Genomic DNA, 26,466 nt, shown 5'->3' with positions numbered 1-26,466 from the left:
TCAACCCTGAATTTCAGGATTTTTCTCTTCGTTGTTACGACCATCTTGTGAAGTGTTTCACGTTGTCGTCTCAACGGAGGCGCATTATAGGGATCCCAATTTTTTGCACAAGTACTTTTTTGATCTTTTTTTCTGTTTGTTCTTTTTTCAGCCTCTTTGCTGCATTCACATGCAAAATGGCGCATTTTTACATAGCAAAACACTTGCGCAAGGCTAATAAAGCACCCAAAGTCATAGATAAATCATTTTTCGTTGAGGTAAGTATGTCAGACACTCTACGCCCATACCGGGATCTTTTTCCACAAATCGGTCAGCGAGTCATGATTGACAGTAGCAGTGTGGTTATTGGTGATGTTCGGTTGGCCGATGATGTGGGGATCTGGCCACTTGTTGTAATTCGTGGTGATGTTAATTATGTTCAGATCGGCGCCCGAACCAATATCCAGGATGGCAGCGTCTTACACGTGACCCATAAATCAACGGCTAATCCACAAGGCAATCCGTTAATCGTCGGCGAAGACGTTACGGTTGGGCATAAAGTGATGCTCCACGGCTGCACCATTGGCAATCGAGTGTTGGTTGGGATGGGCTCAATTTTACTTGATGGCGCAATAGTAGAAGATGATGTGATGATTGGTGCGGGTAGCCTGGTCCCACAAAATAAACGGCTGGAGAGCGGATATCTGTATCTCGGTAGCCCCGTCAAACAGATCCGCCCGTTAAGTGATGAAGAGAAGGCTGGGTTACGCTATTCCGCGAATAATTACGTGAAATGGAAGGACGAATATCTGGATCAGGGTAACCAGACCCAGCCTTGATCATCTTCACTTTGTTCCTGAATTAAGTTTTCCGCTTCTTCTTCCAGGTCCCAGCGATGCTGACGAAAACTCGCTAACCACTGTTCTGGCGTATCTCCAGTAAAGCGATACGCCAGGCTCTCGCCAGAGATCGCACATGTCAGTTGCATACCATTCACCAGAGCGGGAAAACATACACATTTTTTATTCTCGTCCCACTCTTCCCTGTCTGGAAACTGGATGGCCTGATTCACACCGCCAGCTCCTGTTGCAATTGTTTGATGACCGGTTCTACATCAGGCAGAACGCCATGCCAAAGAAGGAAGGCATGAGCCGCCTGTGCCACCAGCATCCCTAAACCATCAGCATTACGCTTTGAGCCTCGCTGCTCACACCATGCCAGAAAAGGTGTTTTTCCTTTCTGATAGAACATGTCATAACAACAAATACCTGGATGGATGAGCGATGCTGGGATCGCGGGAATATCACCACTGATGCCACTGGATGTTGCATTAATAATGAGATCGAACTCATGACTTTCCAGTTCATCCATACCCAACGCCTGAATACTGCCAGTATGCGCAAACAATTTAGCCAACTCTTCCGCGCGGGAAACCGTCCGATTAGTGATTGTCACCGCACAGTCCAGGGAAAGAAGTGGCAGTAGTACACCGCGAGATGCCCCGCCAGCGCCAATGAGCAGGATACGTAACCCGGGGCGGATAAAAGAGAGACGTTCCAGATCGCTTAACAAACCTACGCCATCGGTATTGTCACCCAGCAGGCGCCCATCTTCTAACTGCTTGAGGGTATTAACAGCACCAGCCAACGCTGCCCGTTCAGTGAGTTCATCCGCTCTGGCAAAAGCCTCTTCTTTAAAAGGCACCGTCACATTCGCACCTTTACCACCAGCACTAAAGAAAGCGTTCAGTGTGTTGATGAAATCATTGATGGGTGCCAACACGCGCCCATAGGGATGTTCAATATTCAGTTGCTGAGCAAATTGCTGATGAATGAATGGCGATTTGCTGTGGGCTATCGGATTACCAAAAACAGCATAGATTTCCATTATGTTACCCCTGTCGAAACAGTTCACCCGTCAGGGCATCGCGGATTTCTGAAGGATTTAAACGCCCCCCCGTTTCACCAGGCACAACCGGGAACGCCGCGCCAAATTGTGCGCGAACTTCGTCTACTGTCCGGCAAGGTGGCAATCCACTCAAGTTGGCACTAGTAGAAACCAGCGGTTTACCATAAGCCTGGCACAAAGCAATCACCAACGGATGGTCGGTGACTCGTACAGCAAGCGAATCAAAGCGCCCCGTCAACCAGCGCGGTGTTGTCGCAGGCGCGGGAAAGACAAAGGTGACAGGACCTGGCCAGCGGGAAAAAATGGTTTCACGCTGCGCGTCCGTCAGCATGCTGTCATCGATATAAGGTTTGAGCTGCTCGTAATTTGCTGCGATTAAAATCAGCCCCTTATCAACCGGACGCTGTTTTAACTCCAACAGTCGCATCACTGCAGTTTCGCTATCAGGATCGCACCCGACACCGAAAACAGCTTCCGTTGGATAGGCGATGACACGTTCTTCATTGAGGACATCTATCGCAGCCGCGATAGCGTCTCCTTGCAGGTTATTATTCACGTTATTATTCCGCCGAAACCGGCTTTCCACATTGTTTACTGGCACAGAAATGTTTAACACCCTGCGCGGTTTTCTTTTCGATGAGTAGCGGATAGTGACACTCAGGACACTCTCCGGCTATGGGTTTGAAGTTAATAGCAAATTGACACTCCGGGTAGCGATCACAGGAGTGGAATGTTTTGCCATAACGGGAGCGGCGCTGGACCAGATGACCCGTCCGACATTGGGGACATGTAATTGCCGTTTCGTCCGGTTTATCGATAAGTTCAGTATGTTCGCATTCAGGGTAGTTACTGCAGCCAATAAACATACCAAAGCGTCCCTGGCGTAATACCAGATTTGCGCTACATGCAGGGCAAACTTGCCCCTCCAGAACTTTGACGATATGCCCATCCGCTGAAGATTTCAGAGGACGGACGTAGTCACACGCCGGATACTGTGAGCACCCAAGAAACGGACCGTGTTTCCCGGATCGAATAACCAGATCAGCCCCGCACTTTGGGCAGGACTCATTATTACGCACCGTGAACAGTGCTGATTTCGCCATAACAACTTATGCTGAATTAAAGAAATGATTAATGCAGCATACCTTCATTCACTTCAAAGAGTAATTCTTCCATTTGCTGGTACGCATTTTCGCAGCCCGGAATATTGAACAACACCATCAGGATTACCCATTTCAAGTCTTCCAGGTCGAACTCTGCGGTATCCAGCGCGAGCACTCGCTCTATCACCATTTCACGGGTTTCAAGGTTAAGCACCTGAATTTGCTCAAGGAAAAGCAGAAAACCACGACAGCTGGCATCCAGTCTTTCACACTCTTCCGGGGTATAAATACGCATGGAGAGTGGATCAGAGGCCAGTTGCATTGGCTCTGCCAGTCCTTCCTGATAATCCGCAAGCTTTTCCAGCCAAAGCAGGGCATTGTAGATATCTTCTCGATCAAATCCTGCATCGGTAAGATCCTGTTCAAGTTTGTCTTGATCCACACGCAACTCAGCTTCTGTGTGAATATAGGTTTCAAACAAATACATTAGTACGTCGAACATGGCATGCCCTCCTCAATCGGACATAGCCGCCGGGTACTGCTGCGATCCACCCTGCTAACTCCAGTTCGAGTAGTTGAGTAACTACCTCTGGCACAGGTTGGCCGGCACGTTCAGCGACGACGTCAACAGGTGTTACCTCATCTCCTACGTTAGCCAGGAGCTCAGGAAATGGCAATGCCACGTCTTCCTGATCCGGTGAATAAAATGAATTTTCAGGGGCATCTGGCAACCAGTGCAATCCGTATTGCAAATTTTCCAGGATTTCTTCCGGTTCCGTCACAAGAGTCGCACCTTGTTTTATTAACCAGTGAGGCCCTTCGCTTCCCGGACACCCTAATGGACCGGGCAAGGCAAAAACTTCTCGCCCCTGTTCAAGCGCACAACGTGCTGTCACCAAAGAACCACTACGTAAAGCAGCTTCTACCACCAGTACACCTTTACTTAGACCACTGATAATGCGATTTCTTCGCGGGAAATTGTAAGACAGTGGCGGAACATCCAGCGGAAATTCGGAAACGATAGCGCCTCCCTGTTCAAGCAGACTAGCGGCGAGTTGAGCATGGCGACGCGGATGGATAGTATTGAGTCCATTTCCCAAGACCGCAATACTAACGCCATTTACCTGTACCGCCGCTTTATGTGCCACACCGTCGATTCCACGCGCCAGCCCACTGGTAATCGTTACGCCACGTGTCGCCAGCGATTCGCAAAATAATCGTCCCCATCGCTCGCCATACCATGAATGAGCACGACTTCCCACGACGGCAAGCTGAAATGATCGCAATGCGGGAAGCCCCCCGGCAACAAACAGAGCACCGGGATAATCAACCGTTGCGAGAAGTTGAGGAGGATAAAATTCGCTATCCGCAGGGATTAAATGATGATTGGGTTGTTCAAGCCAACAAAGTGAGCTTTCAATACTCTTTTGCGGAAATGAAAGAAAGCGTTGTGCCTGCCGCAATGTAAGCCCTGTTTGCTGCAATACAACCGCATCAATATACGACTGTTTTGCCAGCCAGTGAGCGATACGAACCATATCATCGCCGTACAAGCTGCTGATGCCCATCAGACGCAGCCAAATTTCTGTATCGACCATCCTTATCTCCCTGCCATAAGCAGCCTTAGCAATCTTTGCGATTGGTCAGTGATGCTGTCAATCAGAGGGGGATTTGTCTAGAATAAAAGAAATAATCTTTCTAACTCCTGAACACATCTCTGGAGATTTATGTCAGTTTTGCAAGTGTTACATATTCCGGACGAGCGGCTTCGCAAAGTTGCTAAACCGGTAGAAGAAGTGAATGCAGAAATTCAGCGTATCGTCGATGATATGTTCGAGACGATGTACGCAGAAGAAGGTATTGGCCTGGCTGCAACCCAGGTTGATATCCATCAACGTATCATTGTTATTGATGTTTCGGAAAACCGTGACGAACGGCTGGTGCTAATCAATCCGGAGCTTTTAGAAAAAAGCGGCGAAACAGGCATTGAAGAAGGTTGCCTGTCGATCCCTGAACAACGTGCTTTAGTGCCACGCGCTGAGAAAGTTAAAATTCGCGCCCTGGACCGCGACGGTAAACCATTTGAACTGGAAGCAGACGGCCTGTTAGCCATCTGTATTCAACATGAGATGGATCACCTGGTTGGCAAACTGTTTATGGATTATCTGTCACCGCTGAAACAACAACGTATTCGTCAGAAAGTTGAAAAACTGGATCGTCTGAAAGCCCGGGCTTAAGGATAAGAACTAACGTGTCAGAATCACTACGTATTATTTTTGCGGGTACACCTGACTTTGCAGCGCGTCATCTTGACGCGCTGTTGTCTTCTGGACATAACGTTGTTGGCGTGTTTACCCAACCCGACCGACCAGCAGGGCGCGGCAAAAAGCTGATGCCAAGTCCGGTCAAAATGCTGGCTGAAGAAAAAGGCTTACCCGTTTTTCAGCCTGTTTCTTTGCGTCCACAAGAAAACCAGCAACTGGTCGCTGACCTGCAAGCTGATGTTATGGTTGTCGTCGCCTATGGGCTGATTCTGCCTAAAGCTGTGCTGGAGATGCCACGTCTCGGCTGTATCAATGTTCATGGTTCACTGCTGCCTCGCTGGCGCGGTGCCGCGCCAATCCAACGTTCGTTATGGGCGGGAGATGCAGAAACCGGCGTGACCATTATGCAAATGGATGTCGGTTTGGACACTGGCGATATGCTTTATAAACTCTCCTGCCCGATCACTGCAGAAGATACCAGTGGTACGCTGTACGACAAGCTGGCAGAGCTTGGCCCACAAGGGCTTATCACCACGTTGAAACAACTGGCAGACGGGACGGCGAAACCAGAAGTTCAGGACGAAACTCTTGTCACTTACGCTGAAAAGCTAAGTAAAGAAGAAGCACGTATTGACTGGTCACTTTCGGCAGCACAGCTTGAACGCTGCATTCGCGCTTTCAATCCATGGCCGATGAGCTGGCTGGAAATTGAAGGACAGCCGGTTAAGGTCTGGAAAGCGTCGGTCATTGATACGCCAACAAAGGCTGCGCCAGGAACGATCCTTGAAGCCAACAAACAAGGCATCCAGGTTGCAACTGGTGATGGCATCCTGAACCTGCTCTCGTTACAACCTGCGGGTAAGAAAGCGATGAGCGCGCAAGACCTCCTGAATTCTCGTCGGGAATGGTTTGTTCCGGGCAACCGTCTGGCCTGATAGTCCACTCTTCTAAGCCCGGTCTTGCCGGGCATTTTTATTTTTATACTTATGAAAAAACAACGTAATTTACGTAGCATGGCGGCCCAGGCCGTTGAACAAGTCGTCGAACAAGGGCAATCATTAAGCAACATTCTGCCACCGCTACAGCAAAAAGTTTCCGATAAAGACAAAGCCCTTCTTCAAGAGTTGTGCTTTGGCGTATTGCGTACGCTCTCACAGCTAGACTGGCTGATTAATAAGTTAATGGCCCGTCCGATGACTGGCAAACAGCGTACTGTGCATTACCTGATTATGGTTGGTTTGTATCAACTGCTTTATACCCGCATTCCACCTCATGCTGCGCTGGCTGAAACGGTTGAAGGTGCTGTCGCAATTAAGCGCCCGCAACTTAAGGGGCTGATTAACGGCGTGTTACGCCAGTTCCAGCGTCAGCAAGAAGAGTTATTAGCCGAGTTTAATGCCAGTGATGCACGTTATCTACATCCTTCCTGGTTGCTGAAGCGTCTACAAAAAGCGTATCCAGAGCAGTGGCAATCCATCGTCAAAGCCAATAACCAGCGTCCGCCAATGTGGCTGCGCGTTAATCGTATGCATAATTCCCGCGATAACTGGATTGCACTTCTGGAAGAGGCTGGTATGCAAGGCTTCCCACATGCGGATTACCCGGATGCTGTACGCCTGGAAACACCCGCACCTGTTCATGCGCTACCCGGTTTTGAAGAAGGATGGGTTACCGTTCAGGATGCATCAGCACAAGGTTGCATGACCTGGCTTGCTCCACAAAATGGTGAATACATTCTGGATCTTTGTGCCGCCCCCGGCGGTAAAACAACGCATATCCTTGAAGTGGCACCAGAAGCGCAAGTGCTGGCGGTCGATATTGATGAGCAACGGCTCTCTCGCGTTTACGACAATTTAAAACGCCTTGGTATGAAGGCAATCGTGAAACAAGGTGATGGCCGTTACCCTTCCCAATGGTGTGGCGAGCAACAGTTTGATCGCATTTTATTAGATGCGCCTTGTTCGGCAACCGGTGTGATTCGTCGCCATCCGGATATTAAATGGTTGCGTCGCGATCGCGATATCCCGGAACTCGCTCAGTTGCAGTCTGAAATCCTTGACGCCATCTGGCCATATTTAAAATCCGGTGGAACCCTGGTTTATGCTACCTGTTCGGTGTTGCCGGAAGAGAATAGCCAGCAGATTAAAGCCTTTTTGCAACGTACTGATGATGCCGTACTTTGCGAAACAGGAACACCTGAGCAACCTGGTAAGCAAAATCTTCCAGGCGCCGAAGACGGTGACGGCTTCTTTTACGCTAAGCTAATCAAAAAGTGATGAGATAACGGGTCGCGACTGATGAAAATTATCATTCTGGGTGCCGGTCAGGTTGGCGGCACGCTGGCGGAAAACCTGGTTGGCGAGAACAACGATATTACCGTTGTCGATACTAATGGTGAGCGTCTGCGGACCTTGCAGGATAAATTTGATCTGCGTGTTGTGCAGGGGCATGGCTCTCATCCACGCGTATTGCGAGAGGCAGGTGCCGACGACGCCGATATGCTGGTTGCTGTAACTAGTTCAGATGAAACTAATATGGTTGCCTGCCAGGTAGCCTACTCACTTTTCAACACCCCTAATCGCATCGCTCGTATCCGCTCGCCGGACTACGTTCGAGATGCTGATAAGCTATTCCATTCTGATGCCGTACCGATTGATCATCTGATCGCGCCAGAGCAGTTGGTTATCGATAATATTTACCGACTGATTGAGTATCCCGGCGCATTGCAGGTGGTGAACTTCGCTGAGGGTAAAGTCAGTCTGGCTGTGGTTAAAGCCTATTATGGTGGCCCGCTGATTGGTAATGCACTTTCGACCATGCGCGAACATATGCCACATATCGATACTCGTGTGGCAGCAATTTTCCGCCACGATCGCCCCATTCGTCCGCAAGGTTCGACCATCGTTGAAGCTGGTGATGAAGTGTTCTTTATTGCTGCTTCACAGCATATCCGCGCGGTGATGAGCGAATTACAACGTCTGGAAAAACCGTATAAGCGGATTATGCTGGTAGGCGGCGGCAATATCGGCGCTGGACTGGCGCGTCGTCTGGAAAAAGATTACAGCGTCAAACTCATCGAACGTAATCAGCAGCGCGCTGCCGAACTGGCGGAAAAGTTGCAGAATACGATCGTCTTTTTTGGCGATGCGTCGGATCAGGAACTGCTGGCTGAAGAACATATTGATCAAGTTGATCTGTTTATTGCCGTCACCAACGATGACGAAGCCAATATCATGTCCGCCATGCTTGCCAAACGTATGGGGGCAAAAAAGGTGATGGTGTTGATCCAACGTCGCGCTTATGTGGATCTGGTTCAAGGAAGCGTGATCGATATTGCGATTTCACCGCAACAAGCAACTATATCTGCGTTGCTTAGTCATGTGCGAAAAGCTGATATTGTTGGTGTTTCCTCACTCCGTCGAGGAGTGGCTGAAGCTATTGAAGCTGTTGCTCACGGTGATGAGAGCACTTCTCGTGTTGTTGGTCGGGTTATTGATGAAATTAAACTGCCACCGGGGACAATCATCGGTGCGGTGGTACGCGGAAACGACGTGATGATTGCTAATGATAATTTACGTATTGAGCAAGGCGATCACGTGATTATGTTTCTTACAGATAAAAAGTTTATTACCGACGTCGAAAGACTCTTCCAGCCAAGCCCTTTCTTTTTGTAATTAATAAGGCGTCTAATGACGCCTTATTATTTCCCTTTGATTATCAAGGATTAATTAAATTCATTCCTGGCAGGAAAATGGCTTAACATTTGTTAGACTTATAAATGTCAGTTTCATAGGGAGAATAACATGAGCATTATTAAAGAATTTCGCGAATTTGCGATGCGCGGGAATGTAGTGGATTTGGCTGTAGGTGTCATTATCGGCGCCGCATTCGGTAAGATCGTCTCTTCACTGGTTGCTGATATCATCATGCCGCCGCTGGGTTTATTAATTGGCGGGATCGACTTTAAACAGTTTGCTGTCACATTACGCGATGCGCAGGGGGATGTACCCGCTGTTGTTATGCATTACGGCGTCTTCATTCAAAACGTATTTGATTTTCTGATTGTTGCCTTTGCCATCTTTATGGCGATTAAGCTAATCAACAAACTGAATCGGAAAAAAGAAGAACCGGCGGCGGCTCCAGCACCAACTAAAGAAGAAGTATTACTGACAGAAATTCGTGATTTGCTGAAAGAGCAGAATAACCGCTCTTAACAAGCGCCAGAAAGCAGAAGGCCAGTGGTAAAAAAGCGATTCACTTTCTTGCCACTGGCCTCCCAGTTCCCCCGATTGCCATGTTTTCCTTTTCGCATATAGCTGCCTTTCCCTTTTTTATTTTTCTCTACGCGTTGTCTGAACAGGGGGTCATGCAGTAATGCTTCTATCGCATTATCCTTTATCTGCCCTTTAGTATGCTGATATCGGCTCATAAAAACTCCAGTTGGTTGTTTAACGGCGCGAGTGTAATCCCGCCAGGGCAATAAATCAACAGCCACTCTTAACGCCACTCGCCCCTTGTTCAAGAGCTTCAAGAATCGAACAATAAACGCTGCTATGGGCTGTCCCACAACAGGCATCATTAAGCCGTTGCAGTGAACGTTGCATACTCTGCAACTCGGCTATCCGCGCTTCCACTTCCTGTAATCTTTCCTGCACAATGCCTTTTGATTCCTGACAGGTATGGTGCTCAGGATCGATACGGATCGACAGTAATTCTCGGATCGACTCAAGGCTGAAACCGAGCTGTCTGGCGTGACGAATAAACTTCAAACGTTGGAGATCGCTTTCAGTATAAAGACGAAAACCACCTTCGGTACGCACTTCATGATCCATCATTTGTTGCTTTTCGTAATAACGAATCGTGTCAGGCGTCACTTCCGCCATTTTTGCCAGCTCACCAATACGATACATATTTACTCCATTAGTTCTCATTGATTTTATTCAACAATTTTTCAGCATACTCACCACGTAAAAACTCGGTGCTCAATCCTGCTTGTCGCAGCTTTAACTCCAGTAATAACAACCGACGACTAACTTCATGATATTGCGGATCGTCATGATGAATACCTTTGAGGATATCCAGAAGTTGAATTGCCTCCTTTCGTTGCTCAAGTTCTGGCGGTAAGCAACCTGCATTCTTCAACAAGCGATACCCCGCACGTAATTCCGGTGGCACGTGGAAATCATCATCAAGTATCAATGGCTCGCCGCTACCGGGCAGATTATCAAACTCACCTTTCGCTTGCGCTTCTGATATATGGCGCTCTGCCCACTGGTCAAGTAACCACATAAATACTCCAGGGGATGAACAAAAAGAGTACAGCTATTGTAGATAAGTGGGGATACTGCGGGTATAAAAAAACCCGCCGGGGCGGGTTTTTTTACGTTGCTTCAGATTACTCTGCAGCAGCTTCTGCTTTCTCTGAACGATCAACCAGCTCGATGTAAGCCATCGGCGCGTTGTCGCCTGCACGGAAACCACACTTCAGAATACGAGTGTAACCACCGGCACGGCTCGCGAAACGCGGGCCCAGTTCGTTAAACAGTTTTGCCACGATCTCATTATCACGAGTACGGGCGAATGCCAGACGACGATTAGCAACGCTATCAGTCTTGGCAAGAGTAATCAGCGGCTCAACTACGCGGCGCAGCTCTTTCGCTTTAGGCAGAGTCGTCTTGATGATTTCATGACGAACCAGTGAACCTGCCATATTGCGGAACATAGCCTGGCGATGGCTGCTGTTGCGGTTCAGTTGACGACCACTCTTACGATGGCGCATGACCTTATCCTTCTCAGTAAAACCTTAACCTGTGATCCGGTTACTCGTCAGCGATGCTTGCCGGTGGCCAGTTTTCCAGGCGCATACCCAGAGACAGTCCACGGGAAGCCAGCACGTCTTTAATCTCAGTAAGAGATTTTTTACCAAGGTTAGGCGTTTTAAGGAGCTCAACCTCGGTACGCTGTACCAGATCACCGATATAGTGGATAGCTTCTGCTTTAAGGCAGTTAGCAGAGCGGACAGTCAATTCCAGATCGTCAACAGGGCGCAGCAGGATCGGATCGAACTCTGGTTTCTCTTCTTTCACTTCCGGCTGACGTACATCACGTAAGTCAACGAAAGCTTCCAGTTGTTCAGCCAGAATGGTTGCCGCACGACGAATCGCCTCTTCAGGATCGATTGTGCCGTTGGTTTCCATTTCGATGACCAGCTTGTCCAGGTCGGTACGCTGTTCTACACGCGCTGCTTCAACATTGTAGGCAATACGCTCTACAGGGCTGTAGCATGCGTCGACCAGCAGACGGCCGATTGGGCGCTCATCTTCTTCCGAATGAATTCGGGTAGAAGCCGGCACATAACCACGACCGCGCTGAACTTTGATACGCATGCTAATAGACGCGTTCTCATCGGTCAGGTGGCAGATCACGTGCTGCGGCTTGACGATTTCGACATCACCGTCGTGGGTGATATCGGCTGCAGTCACAGGGCCAATGCCAGATTTATTCAAGGTAAGAATAACTTCATCTTTGCCCTGAACTCTCACCGCCAGCCCTTTCAGGTTGAGCAGGATTTCCAGGATATCTTCCTGAACGCCTTCTTTGGTGCTGTACTCATGTAGTACACCATCAATCTCAACCTCGGTCACCGCGCAACCCGGCATCGATGAGAGCAGAATACGGCGCAGTGCGTTACCCAGAGTATGGCCAAAGCCACGCTCTAAAGGCTCAAGGGTCACCTTGGCGTGCGTCGAACTCACTTGCTCGATATCAACCAGGCGCGGTTTTAGAAACTCTGTCACAGAACCCTGCATTGTGTCCTCTCTTTGGTACTAAGCTTTACTTGGAGTAAAGCTCGACGATCAGGTGTTCGTTAATGTCCGCAGACAGATCAGAACGCTCCGGCTTACGCTTAAACGTACCTTCCATCTTGCCAGCATCAACTTCCAGCCAGGTTGGCTTTTCACGCTGCTCAGCCAGCTCCAGAGCGGCTTTCACGCGAGACTGCTTCTTCGCTTTCTCACGAATGCTTACAACGTCATTCGGACTAACCTGATAAGAAGCGATGTTAACAACACGACCGTTTACCATAATTGCTTTATGGCTAACCAGCTGACGTGCTTCTGCACGAGTGGCACCGAAGCCCATACGGTATACAACGTTGTCCAGACGACCTTCCAGCAGAGCCAACAGGTTTTCACCGGTGTTGCCTTTCAGACGTGCTGCTTCTTTATAGTAGTTACGGAACTGACGCTCCAGCACACCATAGATACGGCGAACTTTTTGCTTTTCACGCAACTGCACACCATAGTCAGACAGACGCGGTTTACGCGCACCGTGCTGGCCAGGAGCTTGTTCAATTTTACACTTGGTATCGATCGCGCGAACGCCAGACTTAAGGAATAAGTCGGTGCCCTCACGACGGCTCAGCTTGAGCTTAGGACCCAAATATCTTGCCATTTTCTTTCTCCAACAAACCTGGAAAACGAAGCGTTATACGCGACGTTTTTTCGGCGGACGACAACCGTTATGAGGGATCGGAGTCACATCAGTAATGTTAGTGATGCGGAAACCTGCGGCGTTCAGAGCACGAATAGTAGATTCGCGGCCTGGACCCGGACCTTTAACCATAACTTCCAGATTCTTGATGCCGTATTCTTTCACGGCGTCAGCGCAACGCTCTGCTGCAACCTGAGCTGCAAACGGAGTGGATTTGCGAGAACCACGGAAACCGGAACCACCGGCAGTTGCCCAACCCAACGCGTTACCCTGACGATCAGTGATAGTCACGATGGTGTTGTTGAAAGAAGCATGGATATGAGCCACGCCGTCAGAGACTTGTTTTCTTACACGTTTACGTGCACGAATTGGTGCCTTTGCCATTATTCAATCACCCCGATTATTTCTTGATCGGTTTGCGCGGACCCTTACGGGTACGTGCGTTGGTCTTGGTACGCTGACCGCGAACCGGGAGACCACGACGATGACGCAAACCGCGATAGCAACCAAGATCCATCAGGCGCTTGATGCTCATGCTGATTTCACGGCGCAGATCACCTTCAACGACAAATTTGGCAACTTCGTCACGCAGCGTGTCGATTTGTCCTTCAGACAGCTCACTGATCTTAACATCTTCAGCGATACCCGCTGCAGCCAGGATGGCTTTGGAACGGGTCTTGCCGACGCCATAAATCGAAGTTAATGCGATTACGGCATGCTTATGATCAGGAATGTTAATGCCTGCTATACGGGCCACTATGCACTCCTACTATTTAATATGTACGTTCCATGCTGAAAAGCCCGTTTTCAGGATACTCAAATGGAAACGCACAGACATACAAAAGATTGGCTGGCTAATCTAGCCAGCTCAACCCAACTTTGCAAGAAAAATATGCGAATAAATCAGCCTTGGCGCTGTTTATGCTTCGGCTCGGCACTGCAAATCACACGGATGACACCATCACGCTTAACGATTTTGCAGTTACGGCATAATTTCTTGACGGAAGCACGAACTTTCATTTTTACTCTCCGTAACTTCTCGGGCGACCAATTATCGGCCGTAGCCTTTCAGGTTCGCCTTCTTCAATGCAGACTCATACTGACTAGACATCATCAGAGTTTGCACTTGAGCCATAAAGTCCATAATCACGACAACAACGATAAGCAGTGAGGTCCCACCGAAGTAGAACGGTACTTTCATTGCATCACGCATGAACTCCGGGATCAGGCAGATAAAGGTAATGTACAGCGCACCAACCAGGGTCAGGCGGGTCATTACTTTATCGATATACTTCGCCGTTTGCTCTCCCGGACGAATTCCTGGTACAAATGCACCGGACTTCTTCAGGTTATCTGCTGTTTCACGCGGGTTGAAAACCAACGCCGTGTAGAAGAAACAGAAGAAGATGATTGCAGACGCATAGAGTAACACATAAAGCGGTTGCCCAGGCTGCAAATACAGCGAAATTGTTGTCAGCCAGTTCCAACCAGTACCGCCCCCGAACCATGACGCGATGGTCGCCGGGAACAGAATAATACTGGAAGCGAAGATTGCCGGGATTACCCCCGCCATATTCACTTTCAGCGGTAAATGTGTGCTCTGTGCAGCATAGACACGACGACCTTGCTGACGTTTTGCGTAGTTTACCACAATGCGGCGTTGACCACGCTCAACAAATACAACAAAGAACGTCACTGCAAATACTAATACTGCAACCAACAGCAACACGAGGAAGTGCAGGTCGCCTTGACGCGCTTGCTCGATAGTATGGGCAATGGCTGGCGGGAGTCCCGCAACAATACCGGCGAAGATAATGATTGAAATACCGTTGCCGATACCTCGTTCAGTGATCTGTTCGCCCAACCACATCAGGAACATTGTTCCTGTGACCAGACTTACAACAGCGGTGAAGTAGAATGCAAAGCCCGGGTTAATAACCAGGCCTTGCATACCAGGCATATTCGGCAGACCGGTAGCAATACCGATCGACTGGAATATTGCCAGCACCAGAGTACCGTAACGGGTGTACTGGCTGATCTTACGACGACCAGACTCCCCTTCTTTCTTAATTTCTGCCAGCGTTGGGTGAACCACCGTCAGCAGCTGGATAATGATCGACGCCGAAATATACGGCATGATCCCCAGAGCAAAGATAGAAGCACGGCTGAGAGCACCACCAGAGAACATGTTAAACATTTCAATGATGGTGCCTCGCTGTTGCTCAAGCAGTTTGGCAAGTACAGCGGCATCAATACCAGGGATCGGAATAAAAGAGCCAATACGGAACACAATCAGCGCACCGATAACAAACAGCAGTCTGCGTTTCAGCTCGCCTAAGCCACCTTTGGCACTTTGAAAATCTAATCCCGGTTGTTTAGCCATCTGCTACTTATTCCTCGATTTTACCGCCAGCAGCTTCGATAGCAGCACGAGCGCCTTTAGTAACACGCAGGCCACGAACAGTTACCGGAGTAGTTACTTCGCCAGCCAGGATCACTTTCGCGAACTCGATCTGGATACCGATAATGTTAGCCGCTTTCAGCGTGTTCAGGTCTACAACACCGCCTTCTACTTTAGCCAGGTCAGACAGACGAACTTCGGCTGTAATCGCTGCTTTACGAGAAGTGAAGCCGAATTTCGGCAAACGACGGTACAGAGGCATCTGACCACCTTCGAAACCGCGACGTACGCCACCGCCAGAACGAGACTTCTGACCTTTGTGACCACGACCACCGGTTTTACCGAGGCCAGAACCGATACCACGACCCAGGCGTTTACCCGCCTTTTTGGAGCCTTCGGCCGGAGACAGAGTATTTAAACGCATCTCTTACTCCTCAACTTTAACCATGAAGGAAACCGCGTTGATCATACCGCGAATAGCAGGAGTATCCTCGCGCTCTACGGTGTGACCAATACGACGCAGACCCAGGCCAAGCAGCGTTGCCTTGTGTTTCGGCAGACGACCGATTGCACTGCGGGTTTGAGTAATTTTAATAGTCTTTGCCATGGTTTATTTCCCCAGAATTTCTTCAACGGATTTACCACGCTTGGCAGCGACCATTTCTGGAGAACTCATATTTTCCAGGCCGTCAATAGTTGCACGAACCACGTTGATCGGGTTGGTGGAACCATATGCTTTAGCCAGAACGTTATGAACCCCAGCGACTTCCAGAACGGCGCGCATTGCACCACCGGCGATGATACCGGTACCTTCGGAAGCCGGCTGCATGAATACGCGAGAACCCGTGTGAACACCTTTAACAGGGTGTTGCAGAGTGCCGTTATTCAGCGCGACATTAATCATATTGCGACGGGCTTTTTCCATCGCTTTCTGGATCGCTGCTGGAACTTCACGCGCTTTACCGTAACCAAAACCAACGCGACCGTTACCATCGCCAACTACAGTCAGAGCTGTGAAGGAGAAAATACGACCACCTTTAACGGTTTTAGATACGCGGTTTACCGCGATCAGCTTTTCCTGCAGTTCGCCAGCTTGTTTTTCGATGTGAGCCATCTTACACCTCTACCTTAGAACTGAAGGCCAGCTTCACGGGCAGCATCTGCCAGTGCCTGGACACGACCATGATATTGGAACCCGGAACGGTCAAAGGATACATCTTTGATGCCTTTTTCCAGAGCGCGTTCAGCGACAGCTTTACCCACAGCTGCAGCCGCGTCTTTGTTACCGGTGTACTTCAGTTGTTCAGCGATAGCTTTTTCTACAGTAGAAGCAGCTACCAGAACTTCAGAACCGTTCGGTGCAATTACCTGTGCGTAAATGTGACGCGGGGTACGATGTACCACCAGGCGAGTTGCGCCCAGCTCCTGGAGCTTGCGGCGTGCGCGGGTCGCACGACGGATACGAGCAGATTTCTTATCCATAGTGTTACCTTACTTCTTCTTAGCCTCTTTGGTACGCACGACTTCGTCGGCGTAACGAACACCCTTGCCTTTGTAAGGCTCAGGACGACGGTAGGCGCGCAGATCCGCTGCAACCTGGCCGATCACCTGCTTATCAGCGCCTTTCAGCACGATTTCAGTCTGAGTCGGACATTCAGCAGTGATACCCGCAGGCAGCTGATGGTCAACAGGATGAGAGAAACCCAGAGACAGGTTAATCACATTGCCTTTAACCGCTGCACGGTAACCTACACCAACCAGCTGCAGCTTCTTAGTGAAGCCTTCGGTAACACCGATAACCATTGAGTTCAGCAGGGCACGCGCGGTACCAGCCTGAGCCCAACCGTCTGCGTAACCATCACGCGGACCGAAGGTCAGGGTATTATCTGCATGTTTAACTTCAACAGCATCGTTGAGAGTACGAGTCAGCTCGCCGTTTTTACCTTTGATCGTAATAACCTGACCGTTGATTTTTACGTCAACGCCGGCAGGAACAACGACCGGTGCTTTAGCAACACGAGACATTTTTTCCTCCGATTAGGCTACGTAGCAGATAATTTCGCCACCAAGACCAGCCTGGCGCGCTGCACGATCAGTCATAACACCTTTAGAGGTAGAAACAACTGCGATACCCAGACCCGCCATAACTTTCGGCAGCTCATCTTTACGTTTATAGATGCGCAGACCTGGGCGGCTGACACGCTGAATGCTTTCTACAACAGCTTTGCCCTGGAAATACTTAAGAGTCAGTTCCAGTTCAGGCTTGGTGTCGCCTTCAACTTTAAAATCTTCAATAAAACCTTCTTCCTTCAGCACGTTGGCGATTGCCACTTTCAGCTTGGAGGAAGGCATGGTGACCGCAGCTTTGTTCGCGGCCTGACCGTTACGGATACGGGTCAGCATATCCGCGATCGGATCTTGCATGCTCATCTGTCTTTACTCCCGTGATTCAATTGGTGACAATTACCAGCTAGCCTTTTTCAGACCCGGGATTTCACCGCGCATAGCGGCTTCACGGACCTTAATACGGCTCAACCCGAACTTCCGCAGGAAACCATGCGGACGACCTGTTTGACGGCAGCGGTTACGCTGACGAGACGGGCTGGAATCACGCGGCAGAGTCTGCAGCTTGAGAACAGCATTCCAACGATCTTCGTCGGAAGCGTTCACATCAGAGATGATCGCTTTCAGTTCAGCGCGTTTCGCGAAGTATTTATCAGCTAAAGCTACGCGTTTTACTTCGCGTGCTTTCATTGATTGCTTAGCCATTTAGTAACCCTACCTTACTTGCGGAACGGGAAGTCAAAGGCAGCCAGCAGAGCACGGCCTTCTTCGTCAGATTTCGCAGTAGTGGTAATGGTAATATCCAAACCACGAACGCGGTCGACTTTATCGTAGTCGATTTCTGGGAAGATGATCTGCTCACGGACACCCATGCTGTAGTTACCACGACCGTCGAAAGACTTAGCGGACAGGCCACGGAAGTCACGGATACGAGGTACAGCAATAGTGATCAGGCGCTCAAAGAACTCCCACATGCGTTCGCCACGCAGAGTTACTTTACAGCCGATCGGATAGCCCTGACGGATTTTGAAGCCTGCAACAGATTTGCGTGCTTTGGTGATCAGCGGTTTTTGACCGGAGATTGCTGCCAGGTCTGCTGCTGCGTTATCCAGCAGTTTTTTGTCAGCGATCGCTTCACCAACACCCATGTTCAGGGTGATCTTCTCGACCCGAGGGACTTGCATGACAGAATTGTAGTTAAACTCAGTCATGAGTTTTTTAACTACTTCGTCTTTGTAGTAATCATGCAGTTTCGCCATCGTACTACTCCAAATTACTTGATAGTTTCGCTGTTAGACTTGAAGAAACGGACTTTTTTACCGTCTTCGAATCTAAAGCCTACACGGTCAGCCTTGCCGGTTGCCGCATTGAAGATTGCTACGTTGGAAACCTGAATAGCGGCTTCTTTTTCAACGATGCCACCCGGTTGGTTCAGGGCCGGAACCGGCTTCTGATGTTTCTTAACCAGGTTGATACCTTCAACAATGACCTTGCCGGAAGACAGGACATTCTTAACTTTACCGCGTTTACCTTTATCTTTACCGGTTAACACGATAACTTCGTCATCACGACGGATTTTCGCTGCCATGATTCGCTCCTTAGAGTACTTCTGGTGCCAGAGAGATAATTTTCATGAACTTCTCACTACGAAGCTCACGAGTTACCGGCCCAAAAATACGCGTACCGATAGGCTGCTCGCTGTTGTTGTTCAGAAGAACACAAGCATTACCATCGAAGCGAATGACAGAACCGTCCGGGCGACGAACACCCTTCTTGGTGCGCACCACTACCGCCTTCAGCACATCACCTTTTTTGACCTTACCACGCGGAATTGCTTCTTTGATGGTGATCTTGATGATGTCGCCTACGCCTGCGTAGCGACGGTGCGAGCCACCCAGAACCTTGATACACATTACGCGACGTGCACCGGAGTTGTCGGCGACGTTCAGCATAGTCTGTTCTTGGATCATTTTAGTGCTCCGCTAATGTCAACTACTACTGAGACCCGAAAATCAGGTCGTTAAAAATCCCCATATCGAGGGCGCGGCATTATAACACCGCTTCAAGGATATGGGTAGAAAAAATAAACGGCTCATTTCTGAGCCGTTTATTCGTATCGAGAGAGTGTACTGTATTACAGAACCGCTTTCTCTACAACGCGAACCAGCGTCCAGGATTTAGTCTTGGACAGCGGACGGCATTCGCGGATTTCAACCACGTCACCGATACCGCATTCGTTGTTCTCGTCATGTACGTGCAGTTTGGTCGTACGCTTGATGAATTTACCGTAGATCGGGTGTTTCACAAAACGTTCGATAGCAACAACAATGGATTTCTCCATTTTGTCGCTAACAACGCGACCTTGCAGAGTACGGATTTTATCGGTCATTACGCACCCGCCTTCTCGTTCAGTAAAGTCTTAACGCGTGCGACATCGCGACGCACTTGCTTCAACAGGTGAGACTGTTGCAGCTGGCCACTTGCAGCCTGCATACGCAGGTTGAACTGCTCACGCAGCAGGTTCAGCAGCTCGGTGTTCAGCTCTTCAACGCTCTTCTCACGCAGCTCTTTTGCTTTCATTACATCACCGTCTTAGTTACAAAGGTGGTTTTAATCGGCAGTTTCGCTGCTGCCAGCTTGAATGCTTCACGGGCCAGCTCTTCCGGAACACCGTCCATTTCATACAGGACTTTACCCGGCTGAATCAAGGCAACCCAATACTCCACGTTACCTTTACCTTTACCCATACGCACTGCCAGCGGCTTTTCAGTGATCGGTTTGTCCGGGAACACACGGATCCAGATCTTACCTTGACGCTTAACTGCACGGGTCATAGCACGACGTGCTGCTTCGATCTGACGGGCAGTCAGACGACCACGGCCAACAGCTTTCAGACCGAAGCTGCCGAAGCTAACATCCGTACCCTGCGCCAGACCGCGGTTACGGCCTTTGTGCATTTTACGGAATTTTGTACGCTTTGGTTGTAACATCAGCGACGCTCCTTATTTACGGCCTTTACGCTGCTGCTTTTTAGGCTGAGCAGCCGGTTTTTCCGGTTGTTCAACAGCAGCCATACCACCCAGGATCTCGCCTTTGAAGATCCACACTTTAACGCCGATTACACCGTAAGTGGTGTGCGCTTCAGAGGTGTTGTAGTCGATGTCAGCACGCAGAGTGTGCAGCGGTACGCGACCTTCGCGGTACCATTCGGTACGTGCGATTTCCGCGCCGCCCAGACGGCCGCTAACTTCAACTTTAATACCTTTAGCGCCCAGACGCATTGCGTTCTGTACAGCACGCTTCATAGCACGACGGAACATTACGCGACGTTCCAGCTGAGAAGTGATGCTGTCAGCAACCAGTTTTGCGTCCAGTTCAGGCTTACGAACTTCGGCGATGTTGATCTGTGCAGGAACGCCAGCGATGTCCGCTACGACCTTACGCAGTTTTTCTACGTCTTCACCTTTCTTACCGATAACGATACCCGGGCGAGCAGTGTGAATGGTTACACGGATGCTCTTAGCCGGACGCTCGATAACGATACGAGATACGGACGCTTTAGCCAGTTCCTTAGTCAGGTACTGACGTACTTTAAAATCGCTGTCCAGGTTGTCAGCGAATTCTTTGGTGTTCGCAAACCAGGTAGAGTTCCATGGTTTTACAATACCCAGGCGAATACCATTAGGATGTACTTTCTGACCCATTGCTAGTCTCCAGAGTCTCAGCGATCGGACACAACCACAGTGATGTGGCTGGTGCGCTTCAGGATGCGATCTGCACGACCTTTTGCACGCGGCATAATGCGCTTCATGCTCGGGCCTTCGTCTACGAAAATTTTCGTAACTTTCAGATCGTCAATGTCAGCGCCATCGTTGTGTTCAGCGTTAGCAATGGCAGATTCCAGAACTTTCTTAACCAGTACAGCCGCTTTCTTGTTGGTGTAGGTCAGAATATCCAGAGCCTGCGACACTTTCTTACCGCGAATCAGGTCAGCAACAAGGCGAACCTTCTGAGCAGAAGAACGAGCATGGCGATGTTTAGCGATAGTTTCCATCTCTTCCTCCTACCTTATTTCTTTTTCGCTTTTTTATCAGCAGCATGGCCGCGATAAGTACGAGTCGGTGCGAATTCACCCAGTTTGTGACCAACCATTTCGTCGGTTACAAATACCGGAACGTGCTGACGACCATTATGGACAGCGATGGTCAAACCGATCATGTTAGGAAAGATCGTTGAACGACGGGACCAAGTGCGCAGGGGCTTCTTGTCTCCGCTTTCCACCGCTTTCTCTACCTTCTTCAGCAAGTGCAGGTCAATAAAAGGACCTTTCTTGAGAGAACGTGGCATGGCTTATCCTCTAAAATTATTTGCTACGGCGACGTACGATAAATTTATCAGTACGCTTGTTGCTGCGGGTCTTCTTACCTTTGGTCTGAACGCCCCACGGGGTTACCGGGTGCTTACCAAAGTTACGACCTTCACCACCACCATGTGGGTGGTCTACCGGGTTCATCGCGGTACCGCGAACGGTCGGACGAACACCACGCCAGCGTGCAGCACCTGCTTTACCCAGAACGCGCAGCATATGCTCAGCATTGCCAACTTCGCCCAGAGTTGCACGGCAGTCTGCTTCGACTTTACGCATTTCACCAGAACGCAGACGCAGGGTGACATATGCACCATCACGAGCAACGATCTGAACGTAAGTACCAGCGGAACGTGCCAGCTGACCGCCTTTACCTGGTTTCATTTCTACGTTGTGAACAGTAGAACCAACCGGGATGTTGCGCATCGGCAGGGTGTTACCTGGTTTGATTGCAGCATCAACGCCAGACTGAATCTGGTCGCCAGCTTTCAGGCCTTTAGGGGCCAGGATGTAACGGCGTTCACCGTCTTTGTACAGAACCAGCGCGATGTTCGCGGAGCGGTTCGGATCGTACTCAAGACGTTCAACAACTGCCGGGATACCGTCTTTGTTGCGTTTGAAGTCAACAATACGGTAAGCCTGCTTGTGGCCACCACCGATATGACGAGTGGTGATACGGCCATTGTTGTTACGACCACCGGATTTGCTGTTTTTTTCCAGCAACGGAGCAAAAGGTTTGCCCTTGTGCAGCTCAGGGTTAACCACTTTAACAACGTGGCGACGACCCGGAGATGTCGGTTTACATTTAACAACTGCCATTGTATTACTCCTCCGACTTACTCAGCGCCGCCAACGAAGTCCAGATTCTGGCCTTCTTTCAGGGTGACGTAAGCTTTTTTCCAGTCGCTACGACGACCGATACGCTGTCCGTGACGTTTAACTTTCCCTTTAACTACCAGGGTGTTAACGACTTCGACTTCGACTTCAAACAGTTTCTGCACAGCAGCTTTGATTTCTGCTTTGGTCGCGTCTTTAGCAACTTTGAGTACGATGGTGTTGGATTTTTCCATCGCAGTAGACGCTTTTTCAGAAACGTGCGGTGCACGCAGCACCTTCAGCAGACGTTCTTCACGAATCATGCCAGCATCTCCTCAACTTGCTTAACAGCATCAGCAGTCATTACGACTTTGTCGAAGGCGATCAGGCTAACCGGGTCGATACCAGTTGCATCGCGTACGTCAACCTTGTGCAGGTTGCGCGCAGCCAGGAACAGGTTTTCGTCCAGCTCACCGGTGATGATCAGCACATCTTCCAGAGCCATGTCTTTCAGTTTCTGTGCCAGCAGCTTAGTTTTCGGCGCTTCTACAGAGAACTTCTCGACAACGATCAGACGATCCTGACGTACCAGTTCGGACAGGATGCTTTTCAGCGCGCCGCGGTACATCTTCTTGTTAACTTTTTGACTGTGGTCCTGCGGACGAGCAGCGAAGGTCACGCCACCAGAACGCCAAATCGGGCTCTTGATAGAACCAGAACGCGCACGGCCGGTGCCTTTCTGGCGCCACGGTTTTTTACCGGAACCAGTTACTTCAGCACGAGTCTTCTGAGCACGAGTACCCTGACGAGCACCAGCTGCATAAGCAACAACAACCTGGTGAACCAGCGCTTCGTTGAAATCACGACCGAAGGTAGTTTCGGAAACAGTCAGCGCGCTCTGCGCGTCTTTCAATACTAATTCCATTGCTATCTCCTTACGCCTTCACAGCTGGTTTAACGATCAGGTCGCTACCGGTTGCACCCGGGACAGCACCTTTAACCAGCAGCAGGTTGCGCTCAGCGTCAACGCGTACTACGTCAAGGCTCTGAACGGTTACACGTTCGTTACCCATCTGACCTGCCATTTTCTTGCCTTTGAACACTTTGCCCGGAGTCTGGTTCTGACCGATAGAACCCGGAACGCGGTGAGACAAGGAGTTACCGTGAGTAGCGTCCTGGGTACGGAAGTTCCAGCGCTTAACGGTACCTGCGAAACCTTTACCTTTAGAGGTGCCAGTTACGTCAACTTTTTTAACGTCAGCAAACAGTTCAACGCTAATGCTCTGACCTACAGTGAACTCTTCGCCTTCAGCCAGGCGGAATTCCCACAGACCACGGCCAGCTTCTACGCCAGCTTTAGCGAAGTGGCCAGCTTCAGGCTTGGTCACACGGTTAGCTTTTTTAGCACCGGTGGTTACCTGAATAGCACGGTAGCCATCGTTAGCCAGGTCTTTAACCTGAGTAACGCGGTTTGCTTCAACTTCGATTACGGTTACTGGGATAGAAACGCCGTCTTCTGTGAAGATACGGGTCATACCCACTTTTTTACCGACTAAACCAATCATTGTTTCAACCTCTCAATCGCTCAATGACCTGATTAACCCAGGCTGATCTGCACGTCTACACCGGCAGCCAGATCCAGACGCATCAGAGCATCAACGGTTTTCTCGGTTGGCTCAACGATGTCAACCAGACGCAAGTGAGTACGGATTTCGTACTGATCGCGCGCGTCTTTGTTGACGTGCGGAGAGATCAGAACAGTGAAGCGCTCTTTGCGTGTCGGCAGCGGGATCGGACCACGGACCTGCGCACCAGTGCGCTTGGCAGTCTCGACGATTTCCGCGGTTGCTTGATCGATCAGACGATGATCAAACGCTTTCAGGCGGATACGGATTCTTTGGTTCTGCATGAGACCAGAGCTCCAATTATTTTATAAACGAAAATGATTACTCCTCAGACCCATTACGATTGATGGGAGAGTGTAACCGTTCTTACGTAGCTCCCCGATTGGGAGCATTGTTAGGTAGCCAAATTCGGCTAACTGAGGTTCAGATTGAACCTGCTGTCAACTACGACAAGCCCGCGCATTATACATACTTAACCATCGAACGCAAGCGTATTGCTAGTAAAGTAAACAACGGGCAGATTATTGCTGTAACTCATTGAGTGCATTTTTCACTCGCTCTCTTAAACCGGCTTTTTCCTCGCTTTCTCCTGTAGCTGTGCCTTCATCCTCTGAAGACGACGCCTCATTTTCTATCGTGGCATCTTCGTCCGCGTCATCCTCGGCAGGTTCGACGACGACAGGCAATGGCTGTTTTTTGAAGAAATAATGTTGTGTTGATTGTTTATAAGGTGGTGCTTCTTCTACTGAATTTTCCGTTTTAACTATCCATATCGCCCATAACTGCTGGGCATACCCCCCAGCCAACACCATTCCTGCGAACCAAAGGCTTGTCACCAGCGCCCAAATGGCATACTTCGTTTTGCCATGTTGTTGTAGCTGGACAGTTACTCGCTGACCACTTTCTCGCTGCTGATGTGCGGCAAAATAGAATTCAAACATCTTATTTTCCCTTCCCTGTTTCGTCCGGGGAAATATTGGCTTCATCCCGATATAGATACGCGCTCTCCCCTGCCACCTGCCAGAGATGCACCAATGTTGAAGAGCCAACAACGCCGTCAGCTTTTAAGTGATTAATCTTCTGAAATTGCTTAATTTTTTCTACCAGCAGCGGTCGCCATTCTGTCGAGGGTTCAGTCGAAATATGGAGAGCACGATTCAACATTGTTTCCAGCCAAAGAATCTCTTCCTCGCTACTGTCGCGCGTAATTGTGCTTTCACCTTCCGGAGACATTTTCAATAGCAGGAGATAATCACCCGCCCACACCGTCTCAAACCATTTACGCGTTAGCGTCCAGGTCTGCTGCCCTATAAGTACATCTATAGAGTCATCGCCGACCCGAATGACGACGACGGGCAATTTTTTATTTGCGACATTAAGCGACGCTATCCAGGGCAGGTTCTGATCTATTAACGCCTGAAGTGACGCCTTACCACTTTTACAAGTCAGGCCTGCTCTAATAGCGTGGTCGCACCAGGCTGAATCGGCCGGAACATCGTACCCCCACACACCATATAACACGCTTAGCGCATCACTATCGCGCATCACTGTACGGAAAATATCCTGTGTCATCTCTTCTTTTATTGATGGCGCTACTGGCATCAACCACGAAGGAATCGGTAAGGGAGATATAAACGAGGACAGCATCAGCCAACCACCGACAAGAGCAATTACGGTTCCACTCATCCCCCCAGCCCAACACATTTTCCGGCTCCGCTTATCACCCAATGCCCGGTAAATTGTTCGCCATTGTTTTGCCGTGAATGCGCTGGTCTGCTCGCTTTGTTGTAATAAGCAAATTGTTTCGCCTGCCTGCGCCAGCCTTCTGCGATCGCCTCTGCAAAGTGCAGCGATCCGCTTCAGTACCTTACTCGTTAACAGGGCATCGGGCTGGTCGATGTGGTGTCCTTCAAGGATACTTTGTCGAAGTTCGTGTTCTGCCAGTGCTCCTGACGTAATTATTTCAATGCCTCTGGCTTCAACGTAACGTTCAACTTTTCGATTTGATCTGCCAACGAGCAAAAACTGACAATCGGGAATAAGGCTCCTCGCGCGTTGGATATCATCGAGAACACAGCGGTGATTCAGATGAGCATTTTCAACAATAATAAGAGGATTACGGCTTTCCACTTGCTGGAACGTCCGCAGTAATTCCACGCCCATCTCATCTCGCCTCCAGGCGAGATCGCGGCTTCCTTCTTTATTTGCGTTATCGTCAATAACAACCCATGCAGCTTTACCTTGCCAGGACACGACAAGGCTTAAAGTAATCACTCGACGATGGGTATCATTTTGCAATTGCTTCGCTAACCAGGATTTTCCACTTCCGGCCTCGCCCGACAGATAGCATATCCGCCAGGATCGATTCTCCTCACGAAGCCAGGCAAGGATAACTTCTCTTCTTGTAGACATAATACTTTATATGAACACATCCCGTTTGCAAGGC

45 protein-coding genes are annotated in these 26,466 nt (G+C 49.6%); 6 read left to right on the top strand and 39 right to left on the bottom strand.

Annotated features, from left to right (window positions below):
• Nucleotides 1-263: 263 nt before the first annotated feature.
• On the top strand, nucleotides 264-818 hold the full coding sequence (locus tag EQY_RS0107445) for a gamma carbonic anhydrase family protein (protein WP_001285642.1): 555 nt from the start codon (nucleotides 264-266) through the stop codon (nucleotides 816-818).
• Here EQY_RS0107445 and EQY_RS0107440 read toward each other — a convergent pair.
• The 6 genes from EQY_RS0107440 to dprA are packed head-to-tail and all read right to left on the bottom strand — an operon-like array spanning nucleotide 794 to nucleotide 4,588.
• A complete protein-coding gene (locus EQY_RS0107440; RefSeq protein ID WP_001070563.1) occupies nucleotides 794-1,051 on the bottom strand; it encodes a DUF1488 family protein in 258 nt (85 codons plus the stop codon). The two genes, EQY_RS0107445 and EQY_RS0107440, sit on opposite strands and share 25 nt — an antisense overlap.
• Nucleotides 1,048-1,866: a shikimate dehydrogenase gene (gene aroE / locus EQY_RS0107435; protein ID WP_000409178.1), complete on the bottom strand. Its 819-nt coding sequence runs from the start codon at nucleotides 1,864-1,866 to the stop codon at nucleotides 1,048-1,050. The genes EQY_RS0107440 and aroE overlap by 4 nt, the downstream gene beginning before the upstream one ends.
• A 4-nt stretch (nucleotides 1,867-1,870) precedes the next feature.
• Nucleotides 1,871-2,443 carry an L-threonylcarbamoyladenylate synthase type 1 TsaC gene (gene tsaC / locus EQY_RS0107430; protein WP_024212454.1) on the bottom strand — a complete coding sequence of 191 codons (573 nt, stop codon included), beginning with the start codon at nucleotides 2,441-2,443 and terminating at the stop codon, nucleotides 1,871-1,873.
• Nucleotides 2,444-2,447: 4 nt separating this feature from the next.
• Entirely contained in the window at nucleotides 2,448-2,990 is a 543-nt protein-coding gene (locus EQY_RS0107425; protein WP_010346159.1) for a DNA topoisomerase family protein, read from the bottom strand.
• A gap of 28 nt (nucleotides 2,991-3,018) precedes the next feature.
• A complete protein-coding gene (smg, locus tag EQY_RS0107420) occupies nucleotides 3,019-3,492 on the bottom strand; it encodes a DUF494 family protein Smg (protein ID WP_000460672.1) in 474 nt (157 codons plus the stop codon).
• A complete protein-coding gene (dprA, locus tag EQY_RS0107415) occupies nucleotides 3,464-4,588 on the bottom strand; it encodes a DNA-protecting protein DprA (RefSeq protein WP_000228512.1) in 1,125 nt (374 codons plus the stop codon). The genes smg and dprA overlap by 29 nt, the downstream gene beginning before the upstream one ends.
• A 129-nt stretch (nucleotides 4,589-4,717) precedes the next feature.
• Here dprA and def point away from each other — a divergent pair, with 129 nt between their 5' ends.
• The 5 genes from def to mscL all read left to right on the top strand — a co-directional run bounded on the left by def (nucleotide 4,718) and on the right by mscL (nucleotide 9,468).
• A complete protein-coding gene (def, locus tag EQY_RS0107410; protein WP_000114984.1) occupies nucleotides 4,718-5,227 on the top strand; it encodes a peptide deformylase in 510 nt (169 codons plus the stop codon).
• Nucleotides 5,228-5,241: 14 nt separating this feature from the next.
• Entirely contained in the window at nucleotides 5,242-6,189 is a 948-nt protein-coding gene (gene fmt, locus EQY_RS0107405) for a methionyl-tRNA formyltransferase (protein ID WP_000004442.1), read from the top strand.
• A 51-nt stretch (nucleotides 6,190-6,240) separates the two neighbouring features.
• Complete coding sequence (rsmB, locus tag EQY_RS0107400) at nucleotides 6,241-7,530, top strand: 16S rRNA (cytosine(967)-C(5))-methyltransferase RsmB (protein WP_000744791.1); 1,290 nt, start codon at nucleotides 6,241-6,243, stop codon at nucleotides 7,528-7,530.
• A gap of 21 nt (nucleotides 7,531-7,551) precedes the next feature.
• On the top strand, nucleotides 7,552-8,928 hold the full coding sequence (gene trkA, locus EQY_RS0107395; RefSeq protein ID WP_000691382.1) for a Trk system potassium transporter TrkA: 1,377 nt from the start codon (nucleotides 7,552-7,554) through the stop codon (nucleotides 8,926-8,928).
• A gap of 129 nt (nucleotides 8,929-9,057) precedes the next feature.
• On the top strand, nucleotides 9,058-9,468 hold the full coding sequence (gene mscL, locus EQY_RS0107390; protein WP_000022446.1) for a large-conductance mechanosensitive channel protein MscL: 411 nt from the start codon (nucleotides 9,058-9,060) through the stop codon (nucleotides 9,466-9,468).
• On the opposite strand, the gene arfA is transcribed toward mscL, so the two are convergent.
• The 33 genes from arfA to EQY_RS0107225 all read right to left on the bottom strand — a co-directional run bounded on the left by arfA (nucleotide 9,465) and on the right by EQY_RS0107225 (nucleotide 26,432).
• A complete protein-coding gene (gene arfA, locus EQY_RS0107385; protein WP_000092701.1) occupies nucleotides 9,465-9,683 on the bottom strand; it encodes an alternative ribosome-rescue factor ArfA in 219 nt (72 codons plus the stop codon). The genes mscL and arfA overlap by 4 nt on opposite strands.
• Before the next feature lie 55 nt (nucleotides 9,684-9,738).
• A complete protein-coding gene (gene zntR / locus EQY_RS0107380; protein ID WP_000285598.1) occupies nucleotides 9,739-10,164 on the bottom strand; it encodes a Zn(2+)-responsive transcriptional regulator in 426 nt (141 codons plus the stop codon).
• Nucleotides 10,165-10,174: 10 nt separating this feature from the next.
• Entirely contained in the window at nucleotides 10,175-10,543 is a 369-nt protein-coding gene (locus EQY_RS0107375; protein ID WP_000266521.1) for a DnaJ family domain-containing protein, read from the bottom strand.
• Between the two features lie 106 nt (nucleotides 10,544-10,649).
• Nucleotides 10,650-11,033 (bottom strand): 50S ribosomal protein L17, encoded by a 384-nt coding sequence (gene rplQ, locus EQY_RS0107370; protein ID WP_001216368.1) that lies wholly within the window; start codon nucleotides 11,031-11,033, stop codon nucleotides 10,650-10,652.
• Nucleotides 11,034-11,073: 40 nt separating this feature from the next.
• Nucleotides 11,074-12,063 (bottom strand): DNA-directed RNA polymerase subunit alpha, encoded by a 990-nt coding sequence (locus tag EQY_RS0107365; RefSeq protein WP_001162094.1) that lies wholly within the window; start codon nucleotides 12,061-12,063, stop codon nucleotides 11,074-11,076.
• Between the two features lie 25 nt (nucleotides 12,064-12,088).
• Nucleotides 12,089-12,709 (bottom strand): 30S ribosomal protein S4, encoded by a 621-nt coding sequence (gene rpsD / locus EQY_RS0107360; RefSeq protein ID WP_000135224.1) that lies wholly within the window; start codon nucleotides 12,707-12,709, stop codon nucleotides 12,089-12,091.
• 33 nt (nucleotides 12,710-12,742) lie between these two features.
• A complete protein-coding gene (gene rpsK / locus EQY_RS0107355) occupies nucleotides 12,743-13,132 on the bottom strand; it encodes a 30S ribosomal protein S11 (protein ID WP_001029684.1) in 390 nt (129 codons plus the stop codon).
• A 16-nt stretch (nucleotides 13,133-13,148) separates the two neighbouring features.
• Nucleotides 13,149-13,505 carry a 30S ribosomal protein S13 gene (gene rpsM, locus EQY_RS0107350; protein ID WP_000090775.1) on the bottom strand — a complete coding sequence of 119 codons (357 nt, stop codon included), beginning with the start codon at nucleotides 13,503-13,505 and terminating at the stop codon, nucleotides 13,149-13,151.
• Nucleotides 13,506-13,651: 146 nt separating this feature from the next.
• On the bottom strand, nucleotides 13,652-13,768 hold the full coding sequence (gene rpmJ / locus EQY_RS0107345) for a 50S ribosomal protein L36 (protein WP_000868187.1): 117 nt from the start codon (nucleotides 13,766-13,768) through the stop codon (nucleotides 13,652-13,654).
• Between the two features lie 31 nt (nucleotides 13,769-13,799).
• Nucleotides 13,800-15,131 (bottom strand): preprotein translocase subunit SecY, encoded by a 1,332-nt coding sequence (gene secY, locus EQY_RS0107340; RefSeq protein WP_001118861.1) that lies wholly within the window; start codon nucleotides 15,129-15,131, stop codon nucleotides 13,800-13,802.
• 7 nt (nucleotides 15,132-15,138) lie between these two features.
• Nucleotides 15,139-15,573 carry a 50S ribosomal protein L15 gene (rplO, locus tag EQY_RS0107335; protein WP_001238917.1) on the bottom strand — a complete coding sequence of 145 codons (435 nt, stop codon included), beginning with the start codon at nucleotides 15,571-15,573 and terminating at the stop codon, nucleotides 15,139-15,141.
• 3 nt (nucleotides 15,574-15,576) lie between these two features.
• The gene (gene rpmD, locus EQY_RS0107330) at nucleotides 15,577-15,756 is read right to left on the bottom strand and encodes a 50S ribosomal protein L30 (RefSeq protein WP_001140433.1); all 180 of its coding nucleotides are present in this window, start codon (nucleotides 15,754-15,756) and stop codon (nucleotides 15,577-15,579) included.
• A gap of 3 nt (nucleotides 15,757-15,759) precedes the next feature.
• On the bottom strand, nucleotides 15,760-16,263 hold the full coding sequence (gene rpsE, locus EQY_RS0107325; protein ID WP_000940122.1) for a 30S ribosomal protein S5: 504 nt from the start codon (nucleotides 16,261-16,263) through the stop codon (nucleotides 15,760-15,762).
• A gap of 14 nt (nucleotides 16,264-16,277) precedes the next feature.
• Nucleotides 16,278-16,631 carry a 50S ribosomal protein L18 gene (gene rplR / locus EQY_RS0107320; protein ID WP_000358960.1) on the bottom strand — a complete coding sequence of 118 codons (354 nt, stop codon included), beginning with the start codon at nucleotides 16,629-16,631 and terminating at the stop codon, nucleotides 16,278-16,280.
• A gap of 9 nt (nucleotides 16,632-16,640) precedes the next feature.
• Complete coding sequence (rplF, locus tag EQY_RS0107315) at nucleotides 16,641-17,174, bottom strand: 50S ribosomal protein L6 (RefSeq protein ID WP_000091945.1); 534 nt, start codon at nucleotides 17,172-17,174, stop codon at nucleotides 16,641-16,643.
• Nucleotides 17,175-17,186: 12 nt separating this feature from the next.
• Nucleotides 17,187-17,579 (bottom strand): 30S ribosomal protein S8, encoded by a 393-nt coding sequence (rpsH, locus tag EQY_RS0107310; RefSeq protein ID WP_000062611.1) that lies wholly within the window; start codon nucleotides 17,577-17,579, stop codon nucleotides 17,187-17,189.
• A 33-nt stretch (nucleotides 17,580-17,612) separates the two neighbouring features.
• Nucleotides 17,613-17,918 carry a 30S ribosomal protein S14 gene (gene rpsN / locus EQY_RS0107305; protein WP_001118930.1) on the bottom strand — a complete coding sequence of 102 codons (306 nt, stop codon included), beginning with the start codon at nucleotides 17,916-17,918 and terminating at the stop codon, nucleotides 17,613-17,615.
• Nucleotides 17,919-17,932: 14 nt separating this feature from the next.
• Entirely contained in the window at nucleotides 17,933-18,472 is a 540-nt protein-coding gene (gene rplE, locus EQY_RS0107300; protein WP_001096200.1) for a 50S ribosomal protein L5, read from the bottom strand.
• 14 nt (nucleotides 18,473-18,486) lie between these two features.
• Complete coding sequence (gene rplX, locus EQY_RS0107295) at nucleotides 18,487-18,801, bottom strand: 50S ribosomal protein L24 (protein WP_000729185.1); 315 nt, start codon at nucleotides 18,799-18,801, stop codon at nucleotides 18,487-18,489.
• A gap of 10 nt (nucleotides 18,802-18,811) precedes the next feature.
• Entirely contained in the window at nucleotides 18,812-19,183 is a 372-nt protein-coding gene (rplN, locus tag EQY_RS0107290) for a 50S ribosomal protein L14 (protein WP_000613955.1), read from the bottom strand.
• Between the two features lie 164 nt (nucleotides 19,184-19,347).
• Nucleotides 19,348-19,602 (bottom strand): 30S ribosomal protein S17, encoded by a 255-nt coding sequence (rpsQ, locus tag EQY_RS0107285; RefSeq protein WP_000130100.1) that lies wholly within the window; start codon nucleotides 19,600-19,602, stop codon nucleotides 19,348-19,350.
• Nucleotides 19,602-19,793, bottom strand: a complete 192-nt coding sequence (rpmC, locus tag EQY_RS0107280; RefSeq protein ID WP_000644741.1) for a 50S ribosomal protein L29 — start codon at nucleotides 19,791-19,793, stop codon at nucleotides 19,602-19,604. Before rpmC ends, rpsQ begins: the two co-directional genes overlap by 1 nt.
• Nucleotides 19,793-20,203, bottom strand: a complete 411-nt coding sequence (gene rplP, locus EQY_RS0107275) for a 50S ribosomal protein L16 (protein WP_000941212.1) — start codon at nucleotides 20,201-20,203, stop codon at nucleotides 19,793-19,795. The genes rpmC and rplP overlap by 1 nt, the downstream gene beginning before the upstream one ends.
• Nucleotides 20,204-20,215: 12 nt before the next feature.
• On the bottom strand, nucleotides 20,216-20,917 hold the full coding sequence (gene rpsC / locus EQY_RS0107270) for a 30S ribosomal protein S3 (protein ID WP_000529945.1): 702 nt from the start codon (nucleotides 20,915-20,917) through the stop codon (nucleotides 20,216-20,218).
• A gap of 17 nt (nucleotides 20,918-20,934) precedes the next feature.
• On the bottom strand, nucleotides 20,935-21,267 hold the full coding sequence (rplV, locus tag EQY_RS0107265) for a 50S ribosomal protein L22 (protein ID WP_000447529.1): 333 nt from the start codon (nucleotides 21,265-21,267) through the stop codon (nucleotides 20,935-20,937).
• 14 nt (nucleotides 21,268-21,281) lie between these two features.
• A complete protein-coding gene (gene rpsS / locus EQY_RS0107260; RefSeq protein ID WP_001138117.1) occupies nucleotides 21,282-21,560 on the bottom strand; it encodes a 30S ribosomal protein S19 in 279 nt (92 codons plus the stop codon).
• Nucleotides 21,561-21,576: 16 nt separating this feature from the next.
• Entirely contained in the window at nucleotides 21,577-22,398 is an 822-nt protein-coding gene (gene rplB, locus EQY_RS0107255) for a 50S ribosomal protein L2 (RefSeq protein ID WP_000301864.1), read from the bottom strand.
• Nucleotides 22,399-22,415: 17 nt separating this feature from the next.
• The gene (gene rplW, locus EQY_RS0107250) at nucleotides 22,416-22,718 is read right to left on the bottom strand and encodes a 50S ribosomal protein L23 (protein ID WP_000617544.1); all 303 of its coding nucleotides are present in this window, start codon (nucleotides 22,716-22,718) and stop codon (nucleotides 22,416-22,418) included.
• Nucleotides 22,715-23,320 (bottom strand): 50S ribosomal protein L4, encoded by a 606-nt coding sequence (gene rplD, locus EQY_RS0107245; RefSeq protein ID WP_000424395.1) that lies wholly within the window; start codon nucleotides 23,318-23,320, stop codon nucleotides 22,715-22,717. Before rplD ends, rplW begins: the two co-directional genes overlap by 4 nt.
• Nucleotides 23,321-23,330: 10 nt before the next feature.
• Entirely contained in the window at nucleotides 23,331-23,960 is a 630-nt protein-coding gene (gene rplC / locus EQY_RS0107240) for a 50S ribosomal protein L3 (RefSeq protein WP_000579833.1), read from the bottom strand.
• A gap of 32 nt (nucleotides 23,961-23,992) precedes the next feature.
• Complete coding sequence (rpsJ, locus tag EQY_RS0107235; protein ID WP_001181004.1) at nucleotides 23,993-24,304, bottom strand: 30S ribosomal protein S10; 312 nt, start codon at nucleotides 24,302-24,304, stop codon at nucleotides 23,993-23,995.
• Between the two features lie 237 nt (nucleotides 24,305-24,541).
• Nucleotides 24,542-24,961, bottom strand: coding sequence for a type II secretion system protein GspB, cryptic system variant (locus EQY_RS0107230; RefSeq protein WP_000461436.1), 420 nt, complete (start codon nucleotides 24,959-24,961; stop codon nucleotides 24,542-24,544).
• Nucleotide 24,962: 1 nt separating this feature from the next.
• Complete coding sequence (locus tag EQY_RS0107225; RefSeq protein ID WP_000107571.1) at nucleotides 24,963-26,432, bottom strand: ExeA family protein; 1,470 nt, start codon at nucleotides 26,430-26,432, stop codon at nucleotides 24,963-24,965.
• Nucleotides 26,433-26,466: the final 34 nt, after the last annotated feature.

This window comes from Escherichia sp. TW14182 (assembly GCF_000208525.1).
Taxonomy (GTDB): domain Bacteria; phylum Pseudomonadota; class Gammaproteobacteria; order Enterobacterales; family Enterobacteriaceae; genus Escherichia; species Escherichia ruysiae.
Note: the sequence above shows the minus strand (reverse complement) of the source record. Positions and strands in the feature narration are given on the sequence as shown.